We start from the raw sequence: 24,992 nt of genomic DNA, 5'->3' as shown, positions 1-24,992 counted from the left end.
ATGCGCCGGGAGAAGCACCGGTGACCGGACGGCCGTCAGACGAGCAGGAACGCGCCCGCCGTCGCCGCGCCGAGCGACGCTCCCGCCACCACCTGTGCGGCGGTGTGGTACCCGAGCGCCACCCGCGACCAGCACACGGCGGCCGTCATCGCGTACCCCAGGAGCCACCACGGGGAATGGACGGCGGCGAGCAGCGCGACGACCGCCGAGGCGACCGAGGCGTCCACCGAGATCTTCCAGACGGTGTTGACGGCGAGCAGGACGACCGTCATCGCCCACAGCGCCAGCATCGCCACCAGGATCCCGGTCGGCGCGTGCCCGAGGACCATGACGACGGACCCGGCACCGATCGAGCCCAGGATGACGAAGAAGATCGGCGCTCGCTTCGTACGGTCGACGACATGCCGGTCGCCCCAGGTGCCGCGCCCCCGCTCCCACTCGATGTAGCCGGCCGGGACGAGCCCCGCGCACAGGGCGCCGAGCAGGCCCCACAGCAGACCGGTCCAGTGGCCCGCGGCGGCCAGGCCGATGGCGAGCATGCCGACCAGCAGGACGTTGCGGGGCTGGAGCACGTCCGTGACCCTGCGGGCGGCCGGCACCCGGGCGCCGACGGTGGAGTCGGGGGTGGGGTCGATGGTGGACGTCACGCTGTCTTCTCCCGGTCGGTGAGGGACGCCAGGACGTGCCGGGCCCGGTCGTCGGTGATCGTTCGGTACGCGGCCGCCACCTGCACCAGCCACGCCACTTCGCCGTCCTGGTCGGTGGCGTGCTGCGTGCCGACCGCCCCGGCCGGCCCCGCGGCCGCGCCCGCGTTCCTGGCCGTCAGGGCGGCCTTGATCCAGTAGGCGTCGGCGAGCGGTCCGGACTTCGCGGGGTCCGGCGTATCGGCCGCTGCCGCGGCCTCGGCCGCCGGCAGCAGGCCGTCCGGTACGTAGTGGCGCAGCTTCTCGACCGCGTCCGCGATGTCGGCGGCCCACCGGTCGATCCGCAGATCGGCGGGGGTGTCGAACCGGGTCAGCTCGCGGCGCAGGGACCGCGGCGGCTCGAACGGCTGGTCGGGAAACGCGGTCATCAGCTCGTACCAGAGGGCGTGCAGCCGGCTCTGGGCCCGCCACAGCTTCACCCGGCGCCCGCCTGTGCTGAAGGCGGGGATGGACGCGCCCACCGCGAAGAACGCGAACAGCACGAGCTGCGCGGCCTCGGTGACCTCGTCGAACTCCAGGGCGAAGGCCGGGCTCGGCCGGTCGATGACGCTGACCCACAGGAACAGCGTGCGGCTGACGGTGTATCCGACCCCGATGAACATCGCGAACGTCATCATGCCGAGCCCCACCCGCAGATGGCGCAGCCGGGCGCCGGCGGTGGCCAGCGCCCACTGGTACGCGCAGACCGCGGACGCGGCACCCAGGTAGAGGTAGAACACGCTCATGTACAGCGTGGCGCCCCACTGGCCCGCGTGGTCGGAGACGAAACGGTCCGACGGTACGGAACGGTCGACGACGGTGAAGAAGAGCACCGTCAGCAGGACCAGCGTGGCGACCGACGCCTTCGCCGCCACCTGCTGGATCGTCCGGGCGAACCGTACGTGCCGCGGGATGTCACCGGCATCGGGGTACCGGCCGTAGATGGCGACGATGTAGCTGAGGATCGCCAGGATCGCGACGGTGGCGGTGTAGTGCTTGATCAGGACCGAAAGGTCGGTGACCGGGCTGTCGTTGAGGCCGATCCGGACGACCCGGGTCTTGGTCCACAGGGCGGCGGCGAATCCGGCGTAGCAGCCCCACAGGGCCCGGCGGCGCTTGTCCTCCTCGTCGCCCCACAGGGCGGCCGGCATGCGCCACACGGCGACGGCCGTCATCAGACCGGCTATGAGATAGCCGGCGAGGTCGAGCGGGGTCACGGCGAAATTCCTCTGGGTGGGGGGCAGCTGGACGGGGCGGGTGGTCAGGTCCGGCGGAACCGGCCGCGGCGGTGCGCGACGGGGCGGGAGAGCGAGTTGGCGAGGCGCCCCATCATGTCGTCGCTGGTCACGTCCCTGGCCATGCGGGGGATGAGCGAGGCCCCGAACTCGGCGACCCGCTCGTCATGGGTGTCGTACTGGGCGCGTGCCTGCACCGTGCCGTCGCCCGCCCGTAGTGCGCCGGCGACCCCGGAGTCGAGGACCCGGGAGATCAGGGACGTGTCGAAGACGGGCAGCAGGCGCTGGAGCTGCTCCGCGTCGAGCGAGGTGCCGTGGTCGAACCACTCGTGGCACAGCTCGTGCAGGATGACGTGCTGCGTCTGGTACGCGGTGGGGCGCCGCCGGTAGAGCACGAAACTGGTCGGGCCGGAGGCCAGGCGCAGTCCGCAGGCGGCGTTGACCCGCGCCAGCCGGTCGGGCATCTCGTGCAGCACGATGGTGCGCCCGCGGGCCGCCTCCATGTTCGCCACCAGGCCGTCGACGGAGAACGGCGCGGGGATGGGCAGGTCGGCCAGACCGGCCTCGCACTCTTTCCGCAGCGCACGCAGGGACATGAGGTCTACTGCTCCGCCCGGCCGTCGGCCGCGTCGCCCCGGCGGTCCTTCGCGTCCTCCAGGAGCGAGAGCGCGAACTGCAGCAGCTCCGGCGGGAGACCGTCGTCATCGAGGCCACGGCCGGCCAGCCCGCTGATCTCCCCGGTACGACGCTTCGCGAGGAACCGCAGACCCGCGACGACATCGTCGACGACCTCGGACTCCTCCTTGAAGAAGCGCCAGTCGACACCGAAGCCCAGCCCGAGGGCCTTGAGGATCTCCTCGGACGGCTGGGTGACCTTCCCGGCGAGGATGTTCGAGAAGTAGCTGTGCGACAGCGAGCCGCCGCGCTCCTTGACCAGGTCCGCGAAGACCCGCCCGGAGATCTTCTGGCCGGGGAAGGTCTCCTCCACCATGTACTCGACCTTCTGCTGCAGCGTCCGCAGCTCCGGCGGGTGTTCTTCGCCGTTGTCCATCGGGGCCCCCACGTCCACGTCCGCCGCACGCGCGTCCGTCCGAGCGGAACATCCTGCTCCGGTGCCAGGAGCGGGCTTGCGCAAACACTCTACGTCACTGTTAACTCGAAAAAACATGGGCAAGGGACCACGAGGGGAGTCCCTTGCCCATGAAGTCGTCGTACCTCCGCGCGGGCCCGCAACGAGTCGTAGCCCTTCACGACGGGGGATGCGTGAAGGGCTACGGCTTCATTATGGCCGCCGGTCGGGCCGTCATCAACTGACCGTCCGGTCAGTGTGTCCGACCGGGTGTGCGGACGGGCGTACGGCGACGCGGGCGGGCGGGCGTGTGGGGTCCGGCGCACTCCGGGGCGCAGCCCCGGTCCGGCAGGCAGATAATTTCACCTGACAGGCCCGGGAAATCTGTCGCGGCTATGCTAGAGATGATGGCTCGCACCATGAGAGTTTCTTTTTCGGTCAACGAAATCAGAGACACTTCCGATGTCTCTCCCCGCGGGCCCGGAAGAGGTGCAAATGCCCGCAGATACCCCTCCGCATGCCGCCGACCGACTCGATGACGACGACTACCCCGCCTACACCATGGGGCGCGCCGCAGAGATGATCGGCGCCACGCCGGGCTTCCTCCGGGCGATCGGTGAGGCCCGCCTGATCACGCCCCTGCGGTCCGAGGGCGGCCACCGCCGCTACTCCCGCTACCAGTTGCGTATCGCGGCCCGCGCCCGTGAGCTCGTCGACGGCGGCACGCCGATCGAGGCGGCCTGTCGCATCGTCATCCTGGAGGATCAGCTGGAGGAGGCGCTGCGACTCAACGCGGAGCTGCGCCGGCCCACGGCGGGTTCGGCCGGTGGGGCGGGTGCGGGGTCCTGAGACCGGGTCCACGGGACAGAATATCTGCTGTCGCAAGCGCAGAATTTTATCCAATGCGCGATGAGGGTTTATGACACACCGGGCGGAGCGTAATTACTTGCCGCGCCCGTACGCCTCCACCGTGCTAGTGTGGATCTCAGTTGCAGTTGTGGTTCCCAAAACTCCAAGTGCTCTCGCCGACGTAATGTGCCGGTGGGCGCGCTTTTGTATTTCCGGCATTCTTATTCCGGACGGGGTAATCATCGCGGCGACGCGGGCTCCGCACAGTGCGGAATCCCCGGGCACTGCCCCAGAAGGAGAAAAACATGGCTACTGGCACCGTTAAGTGGTTCAACGCGGAAAAGGGCTTCGGCTTCATCGAGCAGGACGGTGGCGGCGCTGACGTCTTCGCCCACTACTCGAACATCGCCGCGAGCGGCTTCCGTGAGCTGCAGGAGGGCCAGAAGGTGAACTTCGACGTCACGCAGGGCCAGAAGGGCCCGCAGGCGGAGAACATCACCCCCGCGTGATCCTGCGAATGCTCCGGCGCTGACGCGCTGACACGCACTTGCGCAGCTGGGGCCCGCACCTTGGGGTGCGGGCCCCAGCTCGTTGCTTTTTCCGGGCCCGCCACCGTGCGCCGCCCCCCAGTCCCTGTGACGGACACGGTTCATCCGTGTCGGACACGGCTCATTCTTCGCAGCCGGGCTTCGTCCACGCATTTCATCGGCCCGTTCTTGCGATTCCTGCGCCGCTCCGCCGCAGCGAATTCCTCGATACGCGCCATATCGAGGAAGGGTTCTGCATGAACCGCACAGCTCGTACGAACGACCGTTACTCCCGCAGCGGTGGCTTCCGCTCCCAGGCCGGCAGCGGCCAGGGCGGCCAGAGCCGCTACGGCGCCCCGGGCCGCTCCGGCGCCGGTTCGCGTTCCGGTTCCGGTGGCTACGGTCGTCGGCCCGCCGCCAAGCAGGGCGAGTTCGCCCTGCCGAAGACCATCACCCCCGCGCTGCCCGCCGCCGAGGCGTTCGCCGATCTGGACCTGCCCGCGCCCCTGCTGGCGGCGCTCGCCGCCGAGGGCGTGACCACGCCGTTCCCGATCCAGGCGGCCACGCTGCCCAACTCGCTCGCCGGGCGTGACGTCCTCGGCCGCGGCCGCACCGGCTCGGGCAAGACGCTCGCCTTCGGCCTCGCCCTGCTGGCCCGTACCGCAGGCCGGCGCGCCGAGCCCCGCTCCCCGCTGGCCCTGGTCCTCGTCCCCACCCGGGAGCTGGCCCAGCAGGTCACCGACGCGCTCACGCCGTACGCCAAGTCGCTGAGACTGCGCCTGGCGACCGTCGTCGGCGGGATGTCGATCGGCCGCCAGGCCGGCGCGCTGCGCGGTGGCGCCGAAGTCGTCGTCGCCACGCCCGGCCGGCTCAAGGACCTCATCGAGCGCGGCGACGCCCGCCTCGACCAGGTCACCATCACCGTCCTCGACGAGGCCGACCAGATGGCCGACATGGGCTTCATGCCGCAGGTCACCGAGCTGCTCGACCAGGTGGCGCCCGAGGGCCAGCGGATGCTGTTCTCGGCCACCCTGGACCGTAACGTCGACCTGCTGGTCCGCCGTTACCTGAACGACCCGGTGGTCCACTCCGTCGACCCGGCGGCCGGTGCGGTCACGACGATGGAGCACCACGTGCTGTACGTCCACGGCGCCGACAAGTACGCCACCACGACGGAGATCGCGGCGCGCGACGGCCGGGTGATCATGTTCCTGGACACCAAGCACGCCGTGGACAAGCTCACCGACCACCTCCTCAACAGCGGCGTACGGGCTGCCGCGCTGCACGGCGGCAAGTCGCAGCCGCAGCGCACCCGCACCCTGACCCGGTTCAAGACCGGGCACGTCACGGTGCTGGTCGCCACGAACGTCGCGGCCCGAGGCATCCACGTCGACAACCTCGACCTGGTCGTCAACGTCGACCCGCCGAGCGACCACAAGGACTACCTGCACCGCGGCGGCCGCACGGCCCGCGCCGGTGAGTCCGGCAGCGTCGTCACGCTGGTGCTGCCCAACCAGCGCCGTGAGATGACCCGCCTGATGGCCGACGCGGGGATCACCCCGCAGATCGCCCAGGTCCGCTCCGGCGAGGCCGAGCTGAACCGGATCACCGGGGCACAGGCCCCGTCGGGTGTACCGGTCACCATCACGGCACCGCTGACGGAGCGCGCCAGGAGCGGCGCGTCGTCGTCCCGTGGCCGCCGCAGCCGCCCGTCACAGGCACGCCGCACGTCGGCCGGCACGTCCTCGTCGCAGTCCTCGGCCCGCGGGGAGAGCGGCAGTTCGCCGCGCAGGTCCGCGGGCAACCGTGCGGCCTGAGCAGGACCCGGCCCACCGATCCCGTATCCCGTTCCTTCTCTTCAACCCCGTTGAGGCACTATGCGCTGCGTCATCGCCCGCTTCCCCTTCGACCTGTTCAAGAGCGAGGTCATGGAATCGATGAAGGGCATCAAGCCGGAGCCCGTCACAGGCGATTCGGTGGTCATCGGCCGCCGCGTCTATCCCGTCAAGCAGGTCGGCGAGGTGATCACCCGCCAGGACCGCCGCGACTTCACCTCCGGCGAGGTGACCCGCGCGCTGACCCGTCTCGGCTTCACCTGCCGTACCGCGGACCTGCCCGTCCCGGCGACCGCGCCGACACCGCTCGAGGCGGCGTCGGCGATGCTCGGATCGGCCACGGCCGTCTGACGCCCGTCGGGTGAGAGGCACGAGGGCCGGGGGCCGGGACGCACATGTCCCGGCCCCCGGCCCCTTCGCGCGTGCATACCGGAACAGGCCTACGCCCACAGCGCGCCGGCGACCGCGACCCCCGCGAACACCGCCCCCAGCCCCGCCACCACGCTCGCCACGACGTTGGCCGCCGCGTAGAACTTCGCTCCGCCCTCCGCCAGTCGCAGCGTCTCGTAGCTGAACGTCGAGTACGTCGTCAGCGCCCCGCACAGTCCCGTACCCACGAAGAGCTGCACCTGCGACGACGCCGCGCCGGCCGACACCGCTCCGGTGAGCAGGCCCAGCACCAGGGAGCCGGCCACGTTGACCGTGAACGTCCCCCACGGGAAGACCGTGTCGTGCCGGGACTGGACCGCCCGGTCGGTCAGATAGCGCAGTGGTGCGCCGATCGCCGCGCCGACGATCACCAACAGCCAGTTCACCGGCTCTCCTCCCGGCCGGGGTGGTGGATGACCTCGCAGGCGTCCAGGACGGCCACGCCGTCCCCGATCACCTCGTCGACGAGCGGAAGGAACGCGCGGATCCGCTCCTCCGTGTCCACGATCACGACGGCCACCGGCAGGTCCTCGCTCAGCGACAGCAGCCGCTGGGTGTGGATCATCGAAGAGGCGCCGAACCCCTCGATGCCGCGGAACACACTCGCGCCCGCCAGCCCCGCCCGGTGCGCCCGGTGCACGATCTCCGCGTAGAGGGGCCGGTGGTGCCAGCCGTCGGACTCCCCGACGAGGACGGTCAGACGCAGACCCCGTTCGGTCACCCCGCTCCCCTCGGACCCGGGCGTCCCCTCGGACCTCCTCGTCATGGCTGCCTCCATGCCAGCACGCGGCGCGTCAGCCACCCCGCAGCCCACACGGCGACCAGCGCCGCCAGCAGGGTCAGCCCGAGATACGCGATACCGGTACGGGCCCGGTCGGCGTCCACGAGCCGCTCGATGTCCACCGAGTAGGTGGAGAACGTGGTGAACCCGCCCAGCACCCCTGTACCGAAGAAGGGCCGCACCAGACGGTGCACCGACCGGACATCGCTGATGACCGCCATGAACACGCCGATCACCGCACAGCCGATGACATTCACCAGCAGCGTCGTCCAGGGGAGGCCACCCGGCGGAGTCGTCCAGATCAGCGAAGCCCCGTAGCGGCCGCACGCCCCGAGCACACCGCCGAGGGCGACGACGGCGACGACGGGCCACTGCCTGCCGGACCACCTCCGGCCCGACCGCTCGGCCCGCTGCGCGGGGACGGACATGGCGGCCTCGGCGTCGTCGGTTCCATCCGCCGCGGATCCCCGGGACCCTGGGGGTACGGGGGACATGTGGGGCTGCTGGGCTCCCATGGGCATACGTCTCCTACCTGCTGAGTGCCCGCACGCGGGCACACTCCTGCGCAAGTAGGGACCGTTGGCGGCACTGCTGCCGCGGTTCGGGTACGGCGGGCCCCACCGCCGCGCAGCAACCGTCAGTCACCATCACAGTCCCTGCTCGCACCAGAGTATCGCCCGTGAGTGCGCCCCGCCCGGCGCAGCGGCGACGGATGACCGGCGCGTGGCCGGGACTCGGCCGGGTCAGCACCTGCCCGGCCGCGCGTACAGCGTGACCTGGCCACCCTTGACCTGCACCCGGCGGCAGACGACGAATTCCTGCCGCAGGACGTCCCTCTTGACCGCCTCCTCGGGAAACGTGTCCTCCGGCTGCCCCGGCGGATCGGTGAGCGCCACGATCCGGTCGAACGCACGCAGCCGGACCCGGATGCGGTCGGCGGAGAACTCGGTGCCTTCCAGGGTGTTGCCGGCCCTCGGGCCCCGCCGCAGGGCCAGATCGGTCAGGCCCCGGAAGTCGTCCGGGTAGGAGAGGGCCCATTCCCTCCGTCGCGCCGGCATGAAGAGCACACCGGCGTCGTCCGACGCCATGGTCCGCACCTGGGCGGCGATGGCGGTGACATCGTCCTTGCGGCTGTCCGGGGTGCGCATCTGGAGCGTCACCGGGAGGAGCGCGACGACCACGCCGGCCGCCGCGCCGCCGAACAACACGGCCCGCGACCGGGACACCGCCGGCCGGACGGTCCGTCCCGCGGCGTCCCACAGCCGGTCCACGGCCGCCCCGATGAGCAGGGCCAGGGCGAGCTGGGAGTAGAGGACGTAGCGGTCCAGGTACATCGGCTCGTGGAGGGAGGCGAGGAGGAGCGTGGCCGTGGGCGCGATCAGCAGCGGCAGGGCCAGCCTGACCAGACGGAGCACGCCCGCCCGAGCCCTCGTACCCATGGCCGGTTCCGCCGCCTTCGTCGCGTACCCGGCGCAGAGCACGCCGACGAGGGTGACGGCCGCGATGACGAGCCATTCGCCCGGATGCGGCCACCCGATCCAGGAGACCTGCCCCGACTGGCCCGTGGACCGCAGGGCGAGGGGGGCGACCGCGGCCACGGACAGCGCCGCGGCGACCGCCCAGGACCGCGTCGGCGCCCGGGGCAGCCGCGAGAGGTACAGCGTCAGGCCGTGGGCGGGCAGGGCGAGGACCGCGAATTCGTGGAGCCATCCGGCGGCGACGACGGTGAGTGCGTACGCGGTCCAGCGCCGGCGGGAGGAACGGTCGACGGCGCCGACGAGCAGGTAGGTGGAGAGGGCGATGAGCGCGCACACCATGGCGTAGGAGCGGCCCTCCTGCGCGTACATCTGGACCATGGGCAGGAGGGCGAAGGCAAGACCGCCGATGAGTCCGGTACGGGGGCCCACGAGGCGGTTCCCGGTCGCCGCCACCAGAAAGGCGGAGACGGAAGTCGCGAGCACCGACGGGAGCCGGAGTGTCACGAGACCGTCGCCCCCCACGGCGAACAGCGCGTGCATGACGAAGTAGTAGAGGCCGTGCACCGCATCGGCATTGCCGAGCAGCTGCCAGATCTCGGAGAGGCTTCGACGGGCGACCTGGTACGTCACGGACTCGTCGCGCCACATGGTGTTTTCGCGACGGATCCCCCAAAGACCCATCAGCAGTGCCAGTAGCGCGGGCAATAGGCCGACCCGGTATGGGGACAGTGGCGCGGAGCCCTGTTCCGGACCTGGCTCGTGGCGTCTCCCGGGACGGCGCGTCGCGCGCAAAGCAGCCGGAGTCTGCGGAAGGTTGATGGCGCACTCCGATTCAGCGGCGAAAGGGTGCAACGGACCCGGGTCTGCGCGCCCGTCAGCGTACCCAACACCGGGGAACTCCGGGAAGAGTCAGCCGTGTTCCCGCCCGGCACCTGCGAAATCGAGAGGGCCTTTTCATCGATTCAGACCCTTGAAACCAGTGGCGTACTCGTAAATGGACTTCTGTCGGGCCGGTATCGCCTCGGCGGCGGCAGGGACCTCGCGGATCGGGCGGCCGGTGTGATGCGGGCAGCTGCCCGGACGAGCTCGCGAAGGCGCGGTTCCCGACTGCTAGGCTCGCGCGGATCAAGAGCGTGAATCATCGGTAAATGCCTGAGAGCGCAAGGGAATGGTCGTGGAGAAGACTTCCCCGAAGGTCGTGGTGGTCGTCCCCACCTACAACGAGCGGACGAACCTGCCCATCCTCGTCGATCTGCTCACGGATCTGCACGTACCGAATCTGCATGTTCTGGTGGTGGACGACAATTCGCCCGACGGCACGGGCCAGGTCGCGGACCGGCTCGCGACCGAGACCTCGGGCACGGTCGGCGTTCTGCACCGGACGGAGAAGAACGGGCTGGGCCGCGCGTATGTCGCCGGTATGACACGCGCGCTCGAAGAAGAAGCGGACGTCGTCATTCAGATGGATGCCGACCTCTCCCACCCGGCTTCGGTGGTCCCGCTCATGGTCGAGAAACTCTTCGCCGACGATGCCGCTGTCGTGATCGGTTCCCGCTACGTGGAGGGCGGTTCGCTCGCGACCGAGTGGCCTTGGCACCGCAAGGCGCTCTCCGCCTGGGCGAATTTCTACGTCAACGCGATTCTGCGGCTGCACGTGAAGGATGCCACGGCCGGTTTCAAGGCATGGCGTGCGGATTCCCTGAAAGCGATCGATCTGCCCTCCATCCGCAGCAACGGGTATTCCTTCCAGGTGGAGATGAACTACCGGACGGTCAGGCGCGGACTGAGAATCGTCGAGGTGCCGATCAGATTCGAGGAGCGGGTCAACGGCGAATCGAAGCTCGGGCTGCGCGTACAGATCGAGTCGGCGATCGCACCGTGGAAGCTGCTGTTCGGCAGGAGGAACAGTTGACCTCCGGTGTCCCTCCGGGCGGCCGCATGTGGTGGAACGTCCCTCTGCTCTGACCACCGGTGGGCACCCGGGCCCTCCCACCCCGTGGCCCGGCCCGACACCGGGGTGACCGCTCCCGAAAGCTCGGGGGCTACCCCCACCGGAGCCGTGACGCCTGCCGGATGGGAAAGAGGATCCCGCTCAACAAGCCTTGCCCCATGACCACTTACAGCAATCGGGCCCTGCTTCTCGTGCTCTCGGCGACCGCCGTCGCCACGTCCCTGACGGCGGCCACCGTCCCGACGGCCCAGGCCGCACCGGCGAAGTCCGGCGTGTCCGTCCCCGCCCTCACCTGGCGGCCCTGTGCCCAGCCCGGCGGCCCCGCCGAGCAGGAGTGCGCAGACCTGCCCGTACCGCTCGACTACGCCGACCCGGCCGGTCCGCAGCTCACCCTCGCCGTCTCCCGTCTGCGCAGTGACCGTCCCGAGGCGCGGCGCGGCACGCTGATCGTGATCCCCGGCGGCCCGGGCGGCGCCGGGGTGCAGCGGCTGACGCAGAAGGGGGCGGCATTGAGCAAGGAAATGGCGGGGGCGTACGACCTGGTCGGCCTCGATCCGCGCGGGACCGGCGGCAGTACGCGGGCGAACTGCGGGCTCGACGAGGACGACCGGTACATGACGAGCCTGCGCTCCTGGCCGGAACCGGGCGGTGACATCACGGAGAACGTCGTCCGGTCCCGGCGTACCGCCGAGGCCTGCGCCCGCAACGGGGGCGCCGTGCTCCGCAGCTTCACCACGGCGAACGAGGTGCGCGACATCGACCGCTTCCGGCAGGCGCTGGGTGAGGAGAAACTGTCGGCGTGGGGCGTCTCGTACGGTACGTACGTAGGCGCCGCGTACGCGCAGAAGTACCCGCAGCACACCGACCGTTGGGTGCTGGACAGCAGCGGTGACCCCGACCCGGCCCGGGTCGCGCGCGGCTGGCTGGCCAACATGTCGCAGGCGGCGGACGACCGCTTCCGGGACTTCGCGGCCTGGGCATCGGATCCGGCGCGGGAGGCCGAAGGGCTGCGACTGGCACGACGGGCCGAGGACGTACGGCCGTCGTTCCTCCTCCTGGCGGCGAAGCTGGACCGTGAGCCGAAGGCGACGACCACGGCGGGCGTCGCGCTGACCGGCAACCGGCTGCGGCAGGCGCTGCAGAGCGCTCTCTACAGCGACGCCTCGTTCGAGCAGACCGCCCGGCTCGTCCTGGCGGCCCAGGACCCGGCCGCCACACCGGTTCTTCCGGCCGATCTGGCGAACCCGCTGCCGGACCAGGACGCCGCGGTCATGGTGGCCGTCATCTGCAACGACGTGCGCTGGCCGGCATCCGTCTCCTCGTACCGGAGGGCGGTGGCCGCCGACCGGGTGCGTCACCCGCTGACGGCCGGGATGCCGGCCAACATCACGCCCTGCGCGTTCTGGAAGGACGCACCCGCCGAGAAGCCGACCACGATCACCTCGAAGGGCCCGTCCAACATCCTGATGATCCAGAACCTCCGGGACCCCGCTACCCCGTACTTCGGCGCGCTGAAGATGCGTGAGGCCCTGGGCGACCGTGCGCGGCTCGTCACGGTCGACCACGGGGGGCACGGTGTCTACCTGGGCAACGGCGACGCGTGCGGCACGGGCAAGGTCACCGAGTTCCTCACGACGGGGGCGCGCCCGGCGCAGGACGCGTACTGCGCGGACTGAACCGGCCGAGCAGGGTCCCGCCCGCGCAGCCGGCGGGACCCTACTTCGCCACGAACTGGGTGAGGATCGCCTGTACCTCGTAGATGTCGACGCCCTTGGTGAAGGTCTTCTGGATCGGCAGCGAGGTGCCCGAGACCCAGATCTTGAGCTCCGCGTCGAGGTCGAACGTGCCGGCGGTCTCCACGGCGAAATGCGTGATGCTCCGGTACGGCACGGAGTGGTACTCCACCTTCTTGCCGGTGATCCCCTGCTTGTCGACGAGGAGGAGGCGCCGGTCGGTGAAGAGGATGGTGTCGCGTATCAGCAGGTACGCGGCATGTACCTGCTCGCCCTGGCCCAGCAGCCGCGCGAAGTCCTGCTGCGCCGTCGCCGTATCGATGGTGTGCGCGTTCCCGAACAGTGCCATGTCGGCCCCCCATGTACTTGAAGTTGCATGTTTTTCGCACTGTATACGGGTCTGTACGGCGGCACGCCTGAACGGGCGGAGCGGTTCCGGGCGGCTCCACCCGGCCCTGCACGGATCAGGGTGGCGCTACGCCTTCAACAGGGAGATGACTTCTTCGTCGGAGGTCTGGGAGAAGTCCCGGTACCACTCGCCGACGGCCGAGAACAGAACCGGCGTGGAGAGGCAGACGACCTCGTCCACCTGCGTACGCAGCCAGGCCACCGTGTCCGCGGGGGCCACCGGAACGGCGAGTACCACGCGGGCCGCGCCCTGTGCCCGTACGACCTGGCAGGCCGCCGAGGCCGTGGCACCGGTCGCGACCCCGTCGTCGATCACGATCGCGGTACGGCCGTCGAGCGCCAGCCGCGGCCGGTCGTCACGGAACTGTTCGGCCTGCCGTACGAGTGCCGTCTGCTCGGCGCGCTCGACGGTCGCGATGTCCGAGGGACTCAGTCCTCCGCGGCGGACGACGTCGTCGTTGATCACCCGCACACCGCCCTCCCCGATGGCGCCGAAGGCCAGCTCACGGTGGTACGGGACACCGAGCTTGCGGACCACGATCACGTCGAGGGGGGCTCCGAGCGCCGTGGCGACCGCCGCGGCCACGGGAACCCCGCCGCGCGGCAGACCCAGCACCACGGGTTTCTCCCCCGCCAGATGCCTGAGCGCTTCGGCGAGGCGCTGCCCCGCATCCGTGCGATCGGTGAACAACACAGTGGCTCACCCCCGACTCAGGGGAGACAGTGACCACGTACGTACCTACTTCGAAGCAACCCCATGTGCGCCGGTCCCGCAAGTCGGCGACATTCGACCGTATGGAACGAATCGGAGTGTCCGGAGCGGCCCTGATCGACATCGACGGCGTGCTCACCGTGGACTGGCAGCCGCTGCCCGGCGCCGTGGCGGCCATGGAGCGGCTGCGTTCCGCCGGACTCCCGCTCGCCCTGGTCACCAACACCACGTCCCGCACCCGCGCCCGCATCGCCGCGAAACTGGCCGGGGCGGGCTTCCCCATCGGCGAGGACGACATCCTCACCGCACCGTCGGTCACCGCCGCGTATCTGCGCGAGCACTACCCCGGCGCCCGGTGCGCGGTGCTCAACAGCGGCGACGTGAGCGAAGACCTGGCGGGCGTGACCCTCGTCGACGTGGCGGAGGGCGCCGGGGTGGACGTGGTCGTCGTGGGAGGCGCGGGCGACGCGTTCGGCTACGCGGCCCTCAACGCGGCCTTCCGACACCTCCAGCGCGGCGCCAGGCTGGTCGCGATGCACCGGAACCTGTACTGGCGCACGTCGGAAGGGTTGGACCTCGACACCGGGGCCTTCCTCCCGGGGCTGGAACGGGCCGCCCGGGTCGAGGCGGAAGTCACCGGCAAGCCCGCCGAGGCGTTCTACGCCACCGCGCTGGCCCACCTCGGCGCCGTCGCGTCCGAGACGCTGATGGTGGGTGACGACATCGAGACCGACGTACTGGCGGCGCAGCGCTTCGGCATCACCGGCGTACTGGTCAGGACCGGCAAATACCTGCCCGAGACACACAGGTCCGCCACCGGCACCCCGGACCACGTCCTGGACTCCTTCGCGGACCTGCCCGCGCTGCTGAGGCGGTGAGCTGCCCGCGGGCGCCGTCCGAGGGGTGAGCCGCCCCTCGCGACCATACGGGCGCATCCGGCCACCCGGTCCCGCGACCGTCCGGGGGACCCGCTCGCCGCGCCGAATCGTTCCGCTCCTCGCGGCCCATAACCTCGAATCACCCTTTTTCGGTCCCAGTGAGCACCGCGAACCACACACCACGTGGAGTCCGCATGTCATCAGCCATCACGCCAGGCCGGAGCAGCAGCCGGAACAGCCAGCGTGTCCTCACCGTCCTAGGCCTCCTGCTCGCCGGCAGCGTGGCCGCGTTCGGCCTTGCCTGGGTGACGCCGTCGAAGGAGCTGGCCGGCCTCGACCCGCGCATCGCGTCGATCATGCACAAGCCCTACTACCCGCATGCCCAGTGGGGGCTGTTCCAGCAGAACCCGGCGACCGGCGAGATCGTGCAGACGCGCTCCGCCGACCAGTTCTTCATCCCCGGGTCGGTGGCCAAACTGTTCAGCGTCAGCGGCACCTGGCACACCCTCGGCAGCGATCACCGCTTCGTCACACCGGTGCACGCCGTCGGAAAGCGCCAGGGCGCGACCCTCACCGGGGACCTGGCCCTCGTCGCCCAGGGCGACCTGACCCTCGGTGGCCGTACGCGTGCGGACGGCACCGTCGCCTTCACCGCCATCGACCACACCTACGCCGACGACGTCCCCGGAGCGACCCTCACCCCGCAGAATCCGCTGGCCGGCATCGACCAGTTGGCCCAGCAGGTGCGTGACTCAGGGATCACCAAGGTGGACGGTGACGTGATCGTGGACGCGCGGCTGTTCCGTCCCGACCCGGAGCTCGATCCGACCCCGACGCCGCTGATCATCAACGACAACGTGATCGATCTGCTCACCACCCCGGGCGAAGGTGCCGGGGCACCGGCCCGGCTCGACTGGCGTCCGCACGTGGCGTCGTACACCGTGTCGTCCACCGTCCGTACCGTCGCGGCCGGCAAACCCACCGACATCACGGTCGAACCCTCCGCCGACGGCACCCGCATCAAGCTCTCCGGCACCATCGCCGCCGATTCCGACCCGGTCCTGCGGGTGTCGGACATCCGCGATCCGAACACCTTCGGCCGTACCGCCTTGATCGAGGCACTGAAGCGGGCCGGGGTCGAGGTCACCGCCAAACCCGTGGGACCCAACCCGGCCGGCCGCCTGCCCCGGTCGTACGAGGGCGCGCCGGAGGTGGCCCGGTTCACTTCTCCGTCCTACGGCGAATACGCCCGGCTCATCCTCAAGGTGAGCCACAACCTCGGGGCGAATCTCGGGATCTGCCTCATGGCTGCCAGCACGGGCAGTTCCCGGTGCGCCGACGGCTTCCCCGTGTTCGCGAAGTTCCTGGACGCCGCCAAGGTGGACCGCAAGACGGTTCAGCTCGCCGACGGCCGCGGCGGCGACCCGAGCGACCGCACCACCCCCCGCGCCGTCGCCCAGATCCTCACGTACTGGCAGGGCACCTCCGACGCGACCCGCTTCCGGGAGGCGCTGCCGACGCTGGGCGTCGACGGGTCCCTCGCGTCATCCTGCCGGAGCTGCCCCGCCCGCGGCCTGGTCTCCGCCAAGACGGGCACCGTCGCGGGTGGTGACCTCGTCAACGACCGGCTGGGCGTGGGCGCGGAGACCATCGCCGGGTATCTGGAGACCGGCAAGGGACAGTACGACGTGTTCTTCGCCGGGGTGAACGGTGCGTCGGCGCCCGACATCAAGGGCGTGCTGGCGATCGGGAACGACATGGCCGACATCGCCGCGTATCTCCAGGAGGGCCCGAGCGGCGCCTCCTGACGCCGGCCCGGCGAACCCTGATGTCGGGCCGCCGGGGACCGTCCCGTCCGCGCCATGATCCGTGCCGACGGTGGCCCGCCCGCATGGAGACGCACCGATGGCGAAGGCCCCGGCCGGCGAACCGGTCGGGGCCTTCGTCCGAGGGAGGATGCGCGCCGTCCCCGCAGTGTCCCTATCGGGCCGTGCCGAAGTCCTGGGTCCAGTAGCTGTCGGGCTGCGCGAGGCCGATGCCGATCTCCTTGAACGAGCAGTCGAGGATGTTGCGCTTGTGGCCCGGGCTGGACATCCAGGCCGCCATGACCTTCTCGGGCGTGGAGTAGCCGTAGGCGACGTTCTCGCCGTAGGAGCTCCAGCTGTAACCGGCACGCGTGATCCGGTCGCCGGGCGACGACCCGTCGGAGCCCGTGTGGGACATGTTCCGGTGGGATGCCATGTCCTTGCTGTGGTCCTGAGCGGCCTTGGTCAGCTTCGCGTTCGTGGTCAGCGGGGAGCATCCGGCCTTGCTGCGCTCGTTGTTGACGAGCGTCAGCACGCGGGCCGTGGCCCCGGATGCCGGTGCGGTCGTGGCAGGTGCGGCGGGGGACGCGGTGGTCTGCGGTGCGGTGGGAGTCGCAGTGGGGGGCTTCGACGCTCCGGCTGTCGGCTCATGACCCCAGGACGAGCCCGTCCACCGCTTGTGGGAGCTCACGTTCTCCCAGTGGCCGGAGGGGCGACCACTCGCATCACCCTGAGTACCCAGGCACGCCATGGCGGCGGAGGGCACACCCACGGCTCCCACGGCGATGACAGCGATGGCTATCGGCCGGTAGTACGACTTCCTGCGGTGCTTCCTCATGCGTGACCTCGCTCGGTGATCGCGGAGCGCCCCCAGGGGGTCCGGCCATGCCCAGTTCCTGCACCAGGGCCGCGGAGACGCCTTGCGGCCGACATTCTTGGAACTGGTGTCGGGGTGCGGCAACAGGCGTCAGTACTACCTCGGCCCGTAGCCGTGGACGGCTCTTGAAACGGGCGTGCAGGCGTGCTCGTCCGGCTCACGGGGTGGCGAAGAAGTCCGTCGGGCCGTCAGAAGCCGTTGTTCGCCGCACGAACGGGCGAAAGTGTCGAGCAGGTCGAATACCACTCGATCTTGCGCGGAGTATTTCTGCATCAAGACGGATAAAACGCACTATGCCGTCAGGCCTCGATCTACTATTCGACGACCTGAGTGCCAAAAGTCCGTGTGGCTGATGTCACGGAACGACGGGTGCGCCGGCCTCGTCGTGCCGCCGGTGACGCGGGCACTGCCGCCGGTGTCCCGTTTCGCTCAGGACGTGGACCGTGCCGGCGGGGCCGGAGGCGTACGGCTCACCGTCCGGCCCAACGCGGCTGCTGCCCGTGCGAACTTCGCGGCGTCCACGACGGCCGCGCCGCCCAGGTCGTTGTTGAAGTACACATAGACGTCGTTCGTGTCGGGCCAGGTTTCGACGATGCGGCGGGCCCAGGACTTCAACGCCTGGCGGCCGTAGCGCGGCGGCGGCTCTGCGATGCCGCCGTGAAACCGTACGTACCCCCACGACGCCGTACGCCACAGCGGTGTCACCGGGCGGGACCACCGATCGGCCCAGCACAGCGCGCTGCCGTGCCGTTCCAGTACCGTCCGGAGCTTTCGCTCCGCCTCCCACCACGAGGTGTGGCGGAGTTCGACGGCCACCCGGACCGTGTCGGGAAAGCAGGTCAGGCAGGCGTCCAGAGCCTCGGTGTCCTCCCTGAAGTGCGACGGCAGTTGCAGCAGCACGGGTCCCAGGCGGTCGCCGAGACCCTGGGCGTGATCCAACAGCCGATGCACCGGCTCCTCGGGGTCGCGCAGCCGCTTCAGATGGGTCAGGTAGCGGCTGGCCTTGACCGCCATGACGAACCCCTCCGGGGTCCGCTCGCGCCAGGAGGCGAAGATCTCCGCAGTGGGAAGCCGGTAGAAGGCGTTGTTGTTCTCCACCGTGCCGAATTGCCGGGCGTACTCCTCCAGCCACAGCCGCTGCGGTTGCCCGGGGGGATAGAGAACGCCGCGCCAGTCCTTGTACTGCCACCCTGACGTTCCGACGAGCATGGGCATGCTCCGATGCCTGCCCGTGAGGCCGGAGGCCGTAACGCCGGCCGTGACGTCTCACCCGGCGGGAGACCCACGGGGAGCTCCGTCCACCGGCCGGCGGGAACAGGGCGGCGACGAGGGCATCCGCCGGCTCGCAGCGCCACAATGGAGGTGCGGGGCGCATCTGCCGTTGCGGAGAAGCGGGGCCCTCTGATGCCGTACGTAGCTGTCACTGCACTGAGCCACACCGGGCTGATCCGCGATCACAATGAGGACAGCCTCGTTGCCGGACCGTGGACGCTGTGCGGCACCGTGACCGAGAACCCGCAGACGCTGCTGTTCCCTCTCGGCGCACCGCTCGTCGTCGCGGTCGCCGACGGTATCGGCGGGCAGCCGGCCGGCGAGGTGGCCAGTGCGCTGGTCGTCCGCGAACTCGCTGCGATCGGCCCTTCGCTGGACAGCGAGGAAACCGTGGGTGACGCTCTGAAGGCCTGCAATCATGCGGTGTACGCAGCCGCCGTCGGTCATCCGGAGCGGGCCGCCATGGGGACCACGGTCGCGGGTGCCGTCGTGCTGGCGGATTCGCTGCTCGTCTTCAATGTCGGCGACAGCAGGGTGCTCGACGCGACTCAGGACGGACTTCGCCGGGTGAGTGTCGACGACAGCCCGCCGTTGGCGCCGGGCCGGCGCACCACGTCGCTCATCACGCAGGCGCTCGGTGGTGCCACCCGGTTCAGCGCCGTCACGCCGCACGTGACGACGTTGCCGCTGTCCGCGGGCGATCGTTACCTGGTCTGCACCGACGGGCTGACCGACCCGGTGACCGAGGACGAGCTCGACAGCCTGCTGCGGGTGCACAACGACTGCAGGGTTGCGTTCGAGCTGTGGAAGGCCGCCATCGAGGCGGGCGGCCCCGACAACATCACGCTGGCGGTGGTACGCATCGGCGAGTAGCGGCCGGCGGAGGCGGGTGTTCTCGATCCTCGACGCCGCGGGCCGGGCCCTGACCGGTGCTTGCCGTGGAGCCGGAAGCCGATGGGGCGGGAGTGGTTCCGGACGAGCACCGTCAGCCGCCTTCGGTGGTGACCGCGACCGGCACCGCCTACAGCGCGTCCGGGCCCCGCTCGCCCGTACGGACCCGCACCACCGTGTCCACCGGCACCGCCCACACCTTGCCGTCGCCGATCTTGCCGGTCCGGGCGGCGCGGACCACCGCGTCGATGACCAGGTCCGCGTCCGCGTCCTCGACGACGACCTCGATGCGGGCCTTGGGCACCAGGTCGACCCGGTACTCGGCGCCCCGGTACACCTCGGTGTGGCCGCGCTGACGCCCGTATCCGCTGGCCTCCGTAACGGTCAGTCCTTGCACGCCGAGCTCCCGCAGTGCGGTCTTCACCTCGTCAAGGCGGTACGGCTTGACGATCGCGGTGATGAGCTTCATGTGGCAGGGCTCCCGTTCTTGGAGTGAGGTGTCGAGAGGGCGAGGGCCTGCGGGGCGGCATGACCCAGGACGCCGTGATCGTAGGCGCTCTCCGCGTGCACCGTCTGGTCCAGGCCCGTGAGCTCCTCCTCCGTGGAGGCGCGCACCCCCATCAGCTTGTCGATCGCCTTACCGATCCCGTAGGTCACCAGGAACGTGTACGCAGCCACGGCGAGGACGGCGACGGCCTGCCGGGCGAGCTGGCCCGGGCCGCCCCCGTAGAGGAGACCCTCCTTGCCGCCGGTCATCGTGGCCGTCGCGAACAGGCCGATGAGCAAGGTGCCGACGACACCTCCGACGAAGTGCACGCCGACCACGTCCAGCGAGTCGTCGTAGTCGAACCGGAACTTCCACGCGACCGCGTACGAGCAGACGACGCCGGCCGCGAGTCCGACCACGGCGCCGCCCAGGATGCTGACCGTGCCGCATGCGGGCGTGATCGCCACCAGTCCGGCGACCGCGCCCGACGCCGCGCCGAAGGTGGTCGGGTGGCCGTCGCGCTTCTGCTCGACGAAGAGCCAGCCGAGCAGGCCGGTGGATCCGGCGACGAGGGTGTTGAGGAGCGAGGCCGCGGCAAGACCGTTGGCACCGAGGGCCGAGCCGCCGTTGAAGCCGAGCCAGCCGAACCAGAGCAGCCCGGCACCGAGCATCACCATCGGCAGGTTGTGCGGGCGCATGGCGTCCTTCTTGAAGCCGATGCGCGGGCCCACCACCAGGGCGAGTGCCAGGCCCGACGCTCCGCACGCGATCTCCACCACGAGGCCCCCGGCGAAGTCCAGGGCGCCCAGGGAGTGCGCGATCCAGCCGCCGGGTCCCCACACCCAGTGTGCGACGGGAACGTATACGAGCAGGGTCCACACCGGCACGAGCACCAGCCAGGCCGCGAACCTCATGCGGTCCGCGACGGCGCCGCTGATCAGTGCCGCCGTGATGATCGCGAAGGTGAGCTGGAACGTGGTGAACAGCAGGGTGGGGACGCTGCCGGTGAGGGTGCCGGGACCGATGCCCGCCATGCCCGCGTGGTCGAGGTTGCCGATGAGGCCGGCGAAGACGTCGTCGCCGAAGGCCAGCGAGTAGCCGGCGACCAGCCAGACGACGGTGACCAGCGCGATGGAGACGAAGCTCATCATCAGCATGTTGAGGACGCTCTTCGAACGGACCATGCCGCCGTAGAACAGGGCCAGCCCGGGAGTCATCAGCAGGACGAGCGCGGTGGCGGCGAGCAGCCAGGCGGTGTCGCCTGAGTCGAGGCCTGCCGCGGCCAGGGTCACGGGGGTCAAGAGGGAGTCCCTCCTCGGGGCGGCGTGGGGGTCCGGCGACAGAGAGGGTGGCGGCGTCGCGTTTCGTAACGAACACCCATGCGTTTCCGGCAGATTTCATTGCGCGGAGGTGACCGAATTCTCACGGCGGCCGCCGGTGGGCGCGGGGTGCCGGGACAACCCCCGCAGGACCCGCTGCGCGGCACGCGTGACATGCGGGGCGAGGTGTTCGTTCCCGGCTCGCCCAGGTGCCGGAGCGATCGTCACGCGCGAGCCAGGACGCCACACGCGTGAGCCGGGACGCTAGATGCGGGCGAACTTGTCGCTCTGGTCCGAGAACTCCTGGGCCATGGCGCTGCTGACCGTGGGCTTGGTCGCGCCGATCGTCTCCAGGTAGTCGTCCGTGGTGGGGCGGGCCCGGGTTCCGGTGTCGATGGTGCGCTCGAACTGGGACTGGGAGACGGTACGCGCGGCGTGGGCGATGTCGGCGGGCGTGAATCCCTCACTGGCGGACGCGAGTGCCGCGTTGTCGGCCTCCGCGCCCGCTCGTGCCAGGTAGCTCCCCCACAGCGCGGCGCGGGCCGTGTGGTCGGGAGGGCCGATGGGCAGTACGTAGTCGAAGCGACCGTGCCGCAGGAAGGCCGGGTCCAGCGTGGTCACGTTGTTGGTGGCGCAGACGAGCAGTCGGCCGTCCTGGCTGCGGAACCGGACGATCGCCTTGAGCAGCTCGTTGACGATGCCGACCGCGGTCGGGTCCGCGCCGGTGCGTTCGACGGCGATCTCCTCGACCTCGTCGATGAAGACCAGTGCGTGGTCGAGCTGGGCGATCTCGTCGAACCGTCGGTTCAGCCCGGCCGCCAGCCCGTATTCGGCGGCGAGACGCGCGGGGAACAGTTCGACGAAGGGCCATCCCAGGCGGCTGGCGATCGCGTGCGCGAAGGTGCTCTTGCCCGTCCCGGGCGGACCGAACAGCATGACCGCGCGCGGCAGCTCCACCCCGTGCTGGGCGGCCAGTTCCGGATGGGCCAGCGGCAGGACCAGACGTCGCTCGATGAGCCGCTTCTCCCGTTCCATGCCCGCGACCTTCTGCCACAGCCCTCCGGGCGGCAGCTCCGCACCGAGCGCGGCCAGCATGCCGATCGCCTGAGGGGTCACGGGCCCGCGCTTCTCGAAGAACACCAGGCCGGAGCGGGTGTCGAAGTCGCAGTTGTGCAGAGCGGCGGCACCGGTCTCGCCCTCGGGCAGTACCGCGTGCACCGTCCGGACACCACCGGCGAAGAGCCGGTGCTCAAGGGTGGTGATCAGGGCACTGCCCAGACCTCGATGCCGCCAGGACGGGGCCATGCAGATACGCAGGATCCACGCCCTGTCGCCTTCCACCCTGCTCACCGCGGCCCCGATCATCACGTCGTCCGCCATGGCCACCACGGCCGGATGAAGGGCTTGGAGGGCCGCCACGGTGTCGGAGAGCTGGAAGAGGGGAGGTTCTCCGGTCGTGCCGCTCTCCATGTCCAGGAGGATCACCGCCTCGAGATCGTCCTGGGAGTAGTCCCTGACAAACCAACCCGTCATGATCAGCTCCGAGTCCTCGGCCGTACTCCCATCATCAGCCGCAGCCCGCGGTGCGCACCCGGGAGCGCGGCGCGGGCCGCGGTGGGGACCGGCCTGCTCGGGGGCCACCGGAGCCCGGCGGGCGCGTAGGAAGGGCCCGGCTCCGCCGCGCGGCTCCGGCCCGCGCCCACATCGACGGGCTCCTGCCGGACGTACTCGACGGGAGGACCGAGCCCCGCCGGGTCTTCGACCGCGCCGTCGGCCTCGACGAGGTGCCCGACGGATACCGGGTCATGGCCGGCTCGCGAGGCCCTGAAGTCCTCGTCCGGCCCTGAGCCGCTGCGCCCCTGGGGCGCCGGGCCGTGTACGGACGCTCGCACCCCTGCGGTCATGGGGGTGCTGTCCGTCAGGGCGCGGCCGGGGACGGGCCGCGTCTCCGGCCGCGCGTGTGTGGAACGTCCGTGTGCGAGGGGACGAGGCGATCAGCCGATGCACACGGCGATCAGACAGATCTGCGCCGGAGAGGTCGGATCACCCGCCGACGTGATCGGCAGCAGGTGCACAGCCGATGAACCCGTGCCGGAGTGTCCGGTGGAAGCCGGCGGAGTCGTCTCCGGGGCCTGGGTCTGGGGCTGGGCCGGGGTCTCGGCGTTGCCCGTGTGCGTCCCGTCGGCCGACTCGGGTGTGGTGTCCGGTGTGGTGCTCGAGGTCGCGGGAGAGGACGCCGTGGCGGCGGCTTTCGGCTGCCGGCTCGGCGTCGCGGTGTGCGGCACGGCGACGGCGGAGCTCCGGTGCCGGCCCGTCGTCGCAGGGCGGTCAGGGCCGGGATGCCGCGGAACCTGGGTGTCCGGTTGCTCGGACACCGAGTCGGTGGTCGCTGTCCGGGGGGTGGCCGCGGCCACCGGCTCCGGCGGTGACGATGCGTGTGTGTGGCTGTTGGAAGACCTGGTGGCCGGCAGCGCGGCAACGGTCAGGCCGCCACCGACAAGGGCAACGGCCGTCGCGGCCACGGCCCGGCGCTTGTTCTTCTTCCAGCGCGCCAGCTGTCGACGCCGAGCTGCCCGGCCCTGCCCGGTGGCGGCATTGCCTTCGGGGCCGCTGGACGAACCGGTGGCCGATGCGTCCGTCGTCGCGCCTGCGGGCACGACGCTGCCGATCGGGTCCGCCTCGGTGCGATGAGTGCCGCTGCGGGGCCCCGGGGCAGGCCACTCCTCCGTGCGCCACGCCTGATTCGTCGTAGCGGTGGAGGCGGCCGTGCCGCGGGAGTGACGGGCGGGCGGGGCGATGTCGGGAGCGTATGCGCCGCACCCCGGACACACGAGCGCCCCATTGAGAATTCGGCGGCACGCGGAGCAGTAGTCCATCTGCGATCTTTCTGTGATGGCTGCGCCGCCAGGGACGCCGACGACCTGTCTCGAGTTCGCACGTGGGATCGAGCGGGCAGCAACGCTACTGGCACGCGCCGGAGGTGATGCGCAGCCCTTGTGACGCTGCTGCAAAGATCTGTCGGCGGTGGCGCGTCCTGCTCCCGGACATGTCGTCACGAATACCGGGATGAGCGGCTGGGCCTCGCCGGTTTCGGGCTGCCGGACCGGAGGCATTTGCGCGGAGCGGGGACGGGAATGCAACTCGAGTTCCGCGGCCGGGAATTACCCAGCCGGCGATCGTCGGCTGGAGGCGGCGTGGGCGCCGCCCTCGCTCTCCGGCTCCGCGCACGCCTGTGTCGGCAGGCCGGGCCGGCTCCGGGCGCCGGCGGGCTCGGGCGAGGCTCTCGTCCGTGTCTGCCGCGGCACGGCGGTCTTCGGCGTTCAGCCGTTGGCCCCGTTGTCGAAGTTCACCGGACCGGTCCCGGTGAATAGAATCGGCTCTCATGTCGAAGCCTGACGAATTGCTCGTTGACATCGCCTACTTGGTGGAGTCCGGGCAAAGCAATCAGATGTCCCTGACCGTGGTCACCGGTGGCGCTGTCATCACCGGTCGACTGGCTCCCGAAGCCGTCTGGCGACAGCGGGTGTCGGAGGTCCTGACGGATTCGGCCCACCTGGGCGAGTTCGCCGGGACCTTCACCGCCTCCACCCGGAAGGACGGTCCCCCCACGCATCTGCACTTCCACGTCGCACGGATCCTGCAGGGTGCTGTGGGGATTCCGGAGACGGGCGGGATGTACCGGGTCTCGATCGAGGACGTCGGCGCCTGGACCGTGGGCGACTTCAGCTACCACTGACCCCGCCGGGACGGGAATCGTACGACCCGAGAGGAGG

Annotated in this window: 26 protein-coding genes and 1 pseudogene; 10 read left to right on the top strand and 17 right to left on the bottom strand. The window is 70.5% G+C overall.

What is annotated here, in order from left to right; all coding sequences use genetic code 11:
• Positions 1–35: 35 nt before the first annotated feature.
• From OG963_RS22625 to OG963_RS22610, 4 genes are read right to left on the bottom strand one after another with little or no spacing between them, the layout of a single operon-like run.
• Entirely contained in the window at positions 36–647 is a 612-nt protein-coding gene (locus OG963_RS22625; RefSeq protein ID WP_256328090.1) for a hypothetical protein, read from the bottom strand.
• The gene (locus OG963_RS22620) at positions 644–1,900 is read right to left on the bottom strand and encodes an MAB_1171c family putative transporter (RefSeq protein ID WP_093931178.1); all 1,257 of its coding nucleotides are present in this window, start codon (positions 1,898–1,900) and stop codon (positions 644–646) included. The genes OG963_RS22625 and OG963_RS22620 overlap by 4 nt, the downstream gene beginning before the upstream one ends.
• Before the next feature lie 44 nt (positions 1,901–1,944).
• Positions 1,945–2,514, bottom strand: coding sequence for a toxin (locus OG963_RS22615; RefSeq protein WP_093773664.1), 570 nt, complete (start codon positions 2,512–2,514; stop codon positions 1,945–1,947).
• A 5-nt stretch (positions 2,515–2,519) separates the two neighbouring features.
• Positions 2,520–2,969 (bottom strand): hypothetical protein, encoded by a 450-nt coding sequence (locus tag OG963_RS22610; RefSeq protein ID WP_093774121.1) that lies wholly within the window; start codon positions 2,967–2,969, stop codon positions 2,520–2,522.
• A 513-nt stretch (positions 2,970–3,482) separates the two neighbouring features.
• Here OG963_RS22610 and OG963_RS22605 point away from each other — a divergent pair.
• The 4 genes from OG963_RS22605 (at position 3,483) to OG963_RS22590 (ending at position 6,549) form a co-directional block, all read left to right on the top strand.
• Positions 3,483–3,836, top strand: coding sequence for a MerR family transcriptional regulator (locus OG963_RS22605; RefSeq protein ID WP_030931483.1), 354 nt, complete (start codon positions 3,483–3,485; stop codon positions 3,834–3,836).
• A 305-nt stretch (positions 3,837–4,141) separates the two neighbouring features.
• Positions 4,142–4,345: a cold-shock protein gene (locus tag OG963_RS22600; protein WP_015609674.1), complete on the top strand. Its 204-nt coding sequence runs from the start codon at positions 4,142–4,144 to the stop codon at positions 4,343–4,345.
• A gap of 275 nt (positions 4,346–4,620) precedes the next feature.
• On the top strand, positions 4,621–6,180 hold the full coding sequence (locus OG963_RS22595) for a DEAD/DEAH box helicase (RefSeq protein ID WP_093773662.1): 1,560 nt from the start codon (positions 4,621–4,623) through the stop codon (positions 6,178–6,180).
• 60 nt (positions 6,181–6,240) lie between these two features.
• Positions 6,241–6,549: an SCO5918 family protein gene (locus OG963_RS22590; protein ID WP_093773660.1), complete on the top strand. Its 309-nt coding sequence runs from the start codon at positions 6,241–6,243 to the stop codon at positions 6,547–6,549.
• A gap of 89 nt (positions 6,550–6,638) precedes the next feature.
• On the opposite strand, the gene crcB (OG963_RS22585) is transcribed toward OG963_RS22590, so the two are convergent.
• The 4 genes from crcB (OG963_RS22585) to OG963_RS22570 all read right to left on the bottom strand — a co-directional run bounded on the left by crcB (OG963_RS22585) (position 6,639) and on the right by OG963_RS22570 (position 9,534).
• Positions 6,639–7,013, bottom strand: a complete 375-nt coding sequence (gene crcB / locus OG963_RS22585) for a fluoride efflux transporter CrcB (RefSeq protein ID WP_030931491.1) — start codon at positions 7,011–7,013, stop codon at positions 6,639–6,641.
• Positions 7,010–7,393, bottom strand: coding sequence for a DUF190 domain-containing protein (locus OG963_RS22580; RefSeq protein ID WP_093773658.1), 384 nt, complete (start codon positions 7,391–7,393; stop codon positions 7,010–7,012). The genes crcB (OG963_RS22585) and OG963_RS22580 overlap by 4 nt, the downstream gene beginning before the upstream one ends.
• Positions 7,390–7,836, bottom strand: a complete 447-nt coding sequence (gene crcB / locus OG963_RS22575; RefSeq protein ID WP_371800317.1) for a fluoride efflux transporter CrcB — start codon at positions 7,834–7,836, stop codon at positions 7,390–7,392. Before crcB (OG963_RS22575) ends, OG963_RS22580 begins: the two co-directional genes overlap by 4 nt.
• 315 nt (positions 7,837–8,151) lie before the next feature.
• Positions 8,152–9,534, bottom strand: a complete 1,383-nt coding sequence (locus OG963_RS22570) for a glycosyltransferase family 39 protein (RefSeq protein ID WP_256224009.1) — start codon at positions 9,532–9,534, stop codon at positions 8,152–8,154.
• A 526-nt stretch (positions 9,535–10,060) separates the two neighbouring features.
• Between OG963_RS22570 and OG963_RS22565 the strand changes: the two genes are divergently transcribed.
• Entirely contained in the window at positions 10,061–10,798 is a 738-nt protein-coding gene (locus OG963_RS22565) for a polyprenol monophosphomannose synthase (RefSeq protein ID WP_093774117.1), read from the top strand.
• A 197-nt stretch (positions 10,799–10,995) separates the two neighbouring features.
• Positions 10,996–12,513: an alpha/beta hydrolase gene (locus OG963_RS22560; RefSeq protein WP_319329444.1), complete on the top strand. Its 1,518-nt coding sequence runs from the start codon at positions 10,996–10,998 to the stop codon at positions 12,511–12,513.
• A 40-nt stretch (positions 12,514–12,553) separates the two neighbouring features.
• Here the strand turns inward: OG963_RS22560 and OG963_RS22555 are convergent, their stop codons facing one another.
• Together OG963_RS22555 and OG963_RS22550 are read right to left on the bottom strand one after the other, a co-directional pair.
• Positions 12,554–12,919 (bottom strand): PH domain-containing protein, encoded by a 366-nt coding sequence (locus OG963_RS22555; RefSeq protein ID WP_030931508.1) that lies wholly within the window; start codon positions 12,917–12,919, stop codon positions 12,554–12,556.
• A 135-nt stretch (positions 12,920–13,054) separates the two neighbouring features.
• A pseudogene (locus OG963_RS22550) lies at positions 13,055–13,672 on the bottom strand (phosphoribosyltransferase); the annotation flags it as partial.
• 101 nt (positions 13,673–13,773) lie between these two features.
• Between OG963_RS22550 and OG963_RS22545 the strand changes: the two are divergent.
• Entirely contained in the window at positions 13,774–14,568 is a 795-nt protein-coding gene (locus tag OG963_RS22545; protein WP_319329441.1) for an HAD-IIA family hydrolase, read from the top strand.
• A gap of 194 nt (positions 14,569–14,762) precedes the next feature.
• Positions 14,763–16,376 (top strand): D-alanyl-D-alanine carboxypeptidase/D-alanyl-D-alanine-endopeptidase, encoded by a 1,614-nt coding sequence (gene dacB / locus OG963_RS22540; protein ID WP_093773650.1) that lies wholly within the window; start codon positions 14,763–14,765, stop codon positions 16,374–16,376.
• Between the two features lie 172 nt (positions 16,377–16,548).
• On the opposite strand, the gene OG963_RS22535 is transcribed toward dacB, so the two are convergent.
• Together OG963_RS22535 and OG963_RS22530 are read right to left on the bottom strand one after the other, a co-directional pair.
• Positions 16,549–17,211: a CAP domain-containing protein gene (locus OG963_RS22535; RefSeq protein ID WP_093773648.1), complete on the bottom strand. Its 663-nt coding sequence runs from the start codon at positions 17,209–17,211 to the stop codon at positions 16,549–16,551.
• Between the two features lie 468 nt (positions 17,212–17,679).
• Positions 17,680–18,465: a DUF72 domain-containing protein gene (locus OG963_RS22530; protein WP_093773646.1), complete on the bottom strand. Its 786-nt coding sequence runs from the start codon at positions 18,463–18,465 to the stop codon at positions 17,680–17,682.
• Between the two features lie 189 nt (positions 18,466–18,654).
• On the opposite strand from OG963_RS22530, the gene OG963_RS22525 reads away from it, so the two are divergent.
• Positions 18,655–19,395, top strand: coding sequence for a PP2C family serine/threonine-protein phosphatase (locus OG963_RS22525; RefSeq protein ID WP_093773644.1), 741 nt, complete (start codon positions 18,655–18,657; stop codon positions 19,393–19,395).
• Positions 19,396–19,543: 148 nt separating this feature from the next.
• On the opposite strand, the gene OG963_RS22520 is transcribed toward OG963_RS22525, so the two are convergent.
• From OG963_RS22520 to OG963_RS22500, 5 genes are all read right to left on the bottom strand, one after another.
• The gene (locus tag OG963_RS22520; RefSeq protein WP_030931525.1) at positions 19,544–19,882 is read right to left on the bottom strand and encodes a P-II family nitrogen regulator; all 339 of its coding nucleotides are present in this window, start codon (positions 19,880–19,882) and stop codon (positions 19,544–19,546) included.
• Positions 19,879–21,201 (bottom strand): ammonium transporter, encoded by a 1,323-nt coding sequence (locus tag OG963_RS22515; protein WP_093931182.1) that lies wholly within the window; start codon positions 21,199–21,201, stop codon positions 19,879–19,881. Before OG963_RS22515 ends, OG963_RS22520 begins: the two co-directional genes overlap by 4 nt.
• A 282-nt stretch (positions 21,202–21,483) precedes the next feature.
• A complete protein-coding gene (locus OG963_RS22510; RefSeq protein WP_093773640.1) occupies positions 21,484–22,752 on the bottom strand; it encodes an ATP-binding protein in 1,269 nt (422 codons plus the stop codon).
• Between the two features lie 2 nt (positions 22,753–22,754).
• Complete coding sequence (locus OG963_RS22505; RefSeq protein WP_371799385.1) at positions 22,755–23,123, bottom strand: hypothetical protein; 369 nt, start codon at positions 23,121–23,123, stop codon at positions 22,755–22,757.
• Between the two features lie 90 nt (positions 23,124–23,213).
• Positions 23,214–24,095, bottom strand: coding sequence for a hypothetical protein (locus tag OG963_RS22500; RefSeq protein ID WP_176902177.1), 882 nt, complete (start codon positions 24,093–24,095; stop codon positions 23,214–23,216).
• Positions 24,096–24,601: 506 nt separating this feature from the next.
• On the opposite strand from OG963_RS22500, the gene OG963_RS22495 reads away from it, so the two are divergent.
• The gene (locus OG963_RS22495; protein ID WP_093773632.1) at positions 24,602–24,955 is read left to right on the top strand and encodes a hypothetical protein; all 354 of its coding nucleotides are present in this window, start codon (positions 24,602–24,604) and stop codon (positions 24,953–24,955) included.
• Positions 24,956–24,992 lie beyond the last annotated feature (37 nt).

It is taken from the genome of Streptomyces sp. NBC_01707 (genome assembly GCF_041438805.1).
GTDB lineage: Bacteria > Actinomycetota > Actinomycetes > Streptomycetales > Streptomycetaceae > Streptomyces.
This window is presented reverse-complemented; position numbering and strand designations above follow the sequence as displayed.

Coding starts and splice junctions, on each gene's coding strand:
- OG963_RS22605 (WP_030931483.1), top strand. CDS start 3,483: ATGCCCGCAGATACCCCTCCGCATGCCGCCGACCGACTCGATGACGAC.
- OG963_RS22525 (WP_093773644.1), top strand. CDS start 18,655: ATGCCGTACGTAGCTGTCACTGCACTGAGCCACACCGGGCTGATCCGC.
- OG963_RS22615 (WP_093773664.1), bottom strand. CDS start 2,514: ATGTCCCTGCGTGCGCTGCGGAAAGAGTGCGAGGCCGGTCTGGCCGAC.
- OG963_RS22560 (WP_319329444.1), top strand. CDS start 10,996: ATGACCACTTACAGCAATCGGGCCCTGCTTCTCGTGCTCTCGGCGACC.
- OG963_RS22545 (WP_319329441.1), top strand. CDS start 13,774: ATGGAACGAATCGGAGTGTCCGGAGCGGCCCTGATCGACATCGACGGC.
- dacB (WP_093773650.1), top strand. CDS start 14,763: ATGTCATCAGCCATCACGCCAGGCCGGAGCAGCAGCCGGAACAGCCAG.
- OG963_RS22600 (WP_015609674.1), top strand. CDS start 4,142: ATGGCTACTGGCACCGTTAAGTGGTTCAACGCGGAAAAGGGCTTCGGC.
- OG963_RS22535 (WP_093773648.1), bottom strand. CDS start 17,211: ATGAGGAAGCACCGCAGGAAGTCGTACTACCGGCCGATAGCCATCGCT.
- OG963_RS22595 (WP_093773662.1), top strand. CDS start 4,621: ATGAACCGCACAGCTCGTACGAACGACCGTTACTCCCGCAGCGGTGGC.
- OG963_RS22505 (WP_371799385.1), bottom strand. CDS start 23,123: ATGACCGCAGGGGTGCGAGCGTCCGTACACGGCCCGGCGCCCCAGGGG.
- OG963_RS22555 (WP_030931508.1), bottom strand. CDS start 12,919: ATGGCACTGTTCGGGAACGCGCACACCATCGATACGGCGACGGCGCAG.
- OG963_RS22610 (WP_093774121.1), bottom strand. CDS start 2,969: ATGGACAACGGCGAAGAACACCCGCCGGAGCTGCGGACGCTGCAGCAG.
- OG963_RS22495 (WP_093773632.1), top strand. CDS start 24,602: ATGTCGAAGCCTGACGAATTGCTCGTTGACATCGCCTACTTGGTGGAG.
- OG963_RS22580 (WP_093773658.1), bottom strand. CDS start 7,393: ATGACGAGGAGGTCCGAGGGGACGCCCGGGTCCGAGGGGAGCGGGGTG.
- crcB (WP_371800317.1), bottom strand. CDS start 7,836: ATGTCCGTCCCCGCGCAGCGGGCCGAGCGGTCGGGCCGGAGGTGGTCC.
- OG963_RS22590 (WP_093773660.1), top strand. CDS start 6,241: ATGCGCTGCGTCATCGCCCGCTTCCCCTTCGACCTGTTCAAGAGCGAG.
- OG963_RS22510 (WP_093773640.1), bottom strand. CDS start 22,752: ATGACGGGTTGGTTTGTCAGGGACTACTCCCAGGACGATCTCGAGGCG.
- OG963_RS22530 (WP_093773646.1), bottom strand. CDS start 18,465: ATGCCCATGCTCGTCGGAACGTCAGGGTGGCAGTACAAGGACTGGCGC.
- OG963_RS22520 (WP_030931525.1), bottom strand. CDS start 19,882: ATGAAGCTCATCACCGCGATCGTCAAGCCGTACCGCCTTGACGAGGTG.
- OG963_RS22500 (WP_176902177.1), bottom strand. CDS start 24,095: ATGGACTACTGCTCCGCGTGCCGCCGAATTCTCAATGGGGCGCTCGTG.
- OG963_RS22570 (WP_256224009.1), bottom strand. CDS start 9,534: ATGTGGCGCGACGAGTCCGTGACGTACCAGGTCGCCCGTCGAAGCCTC.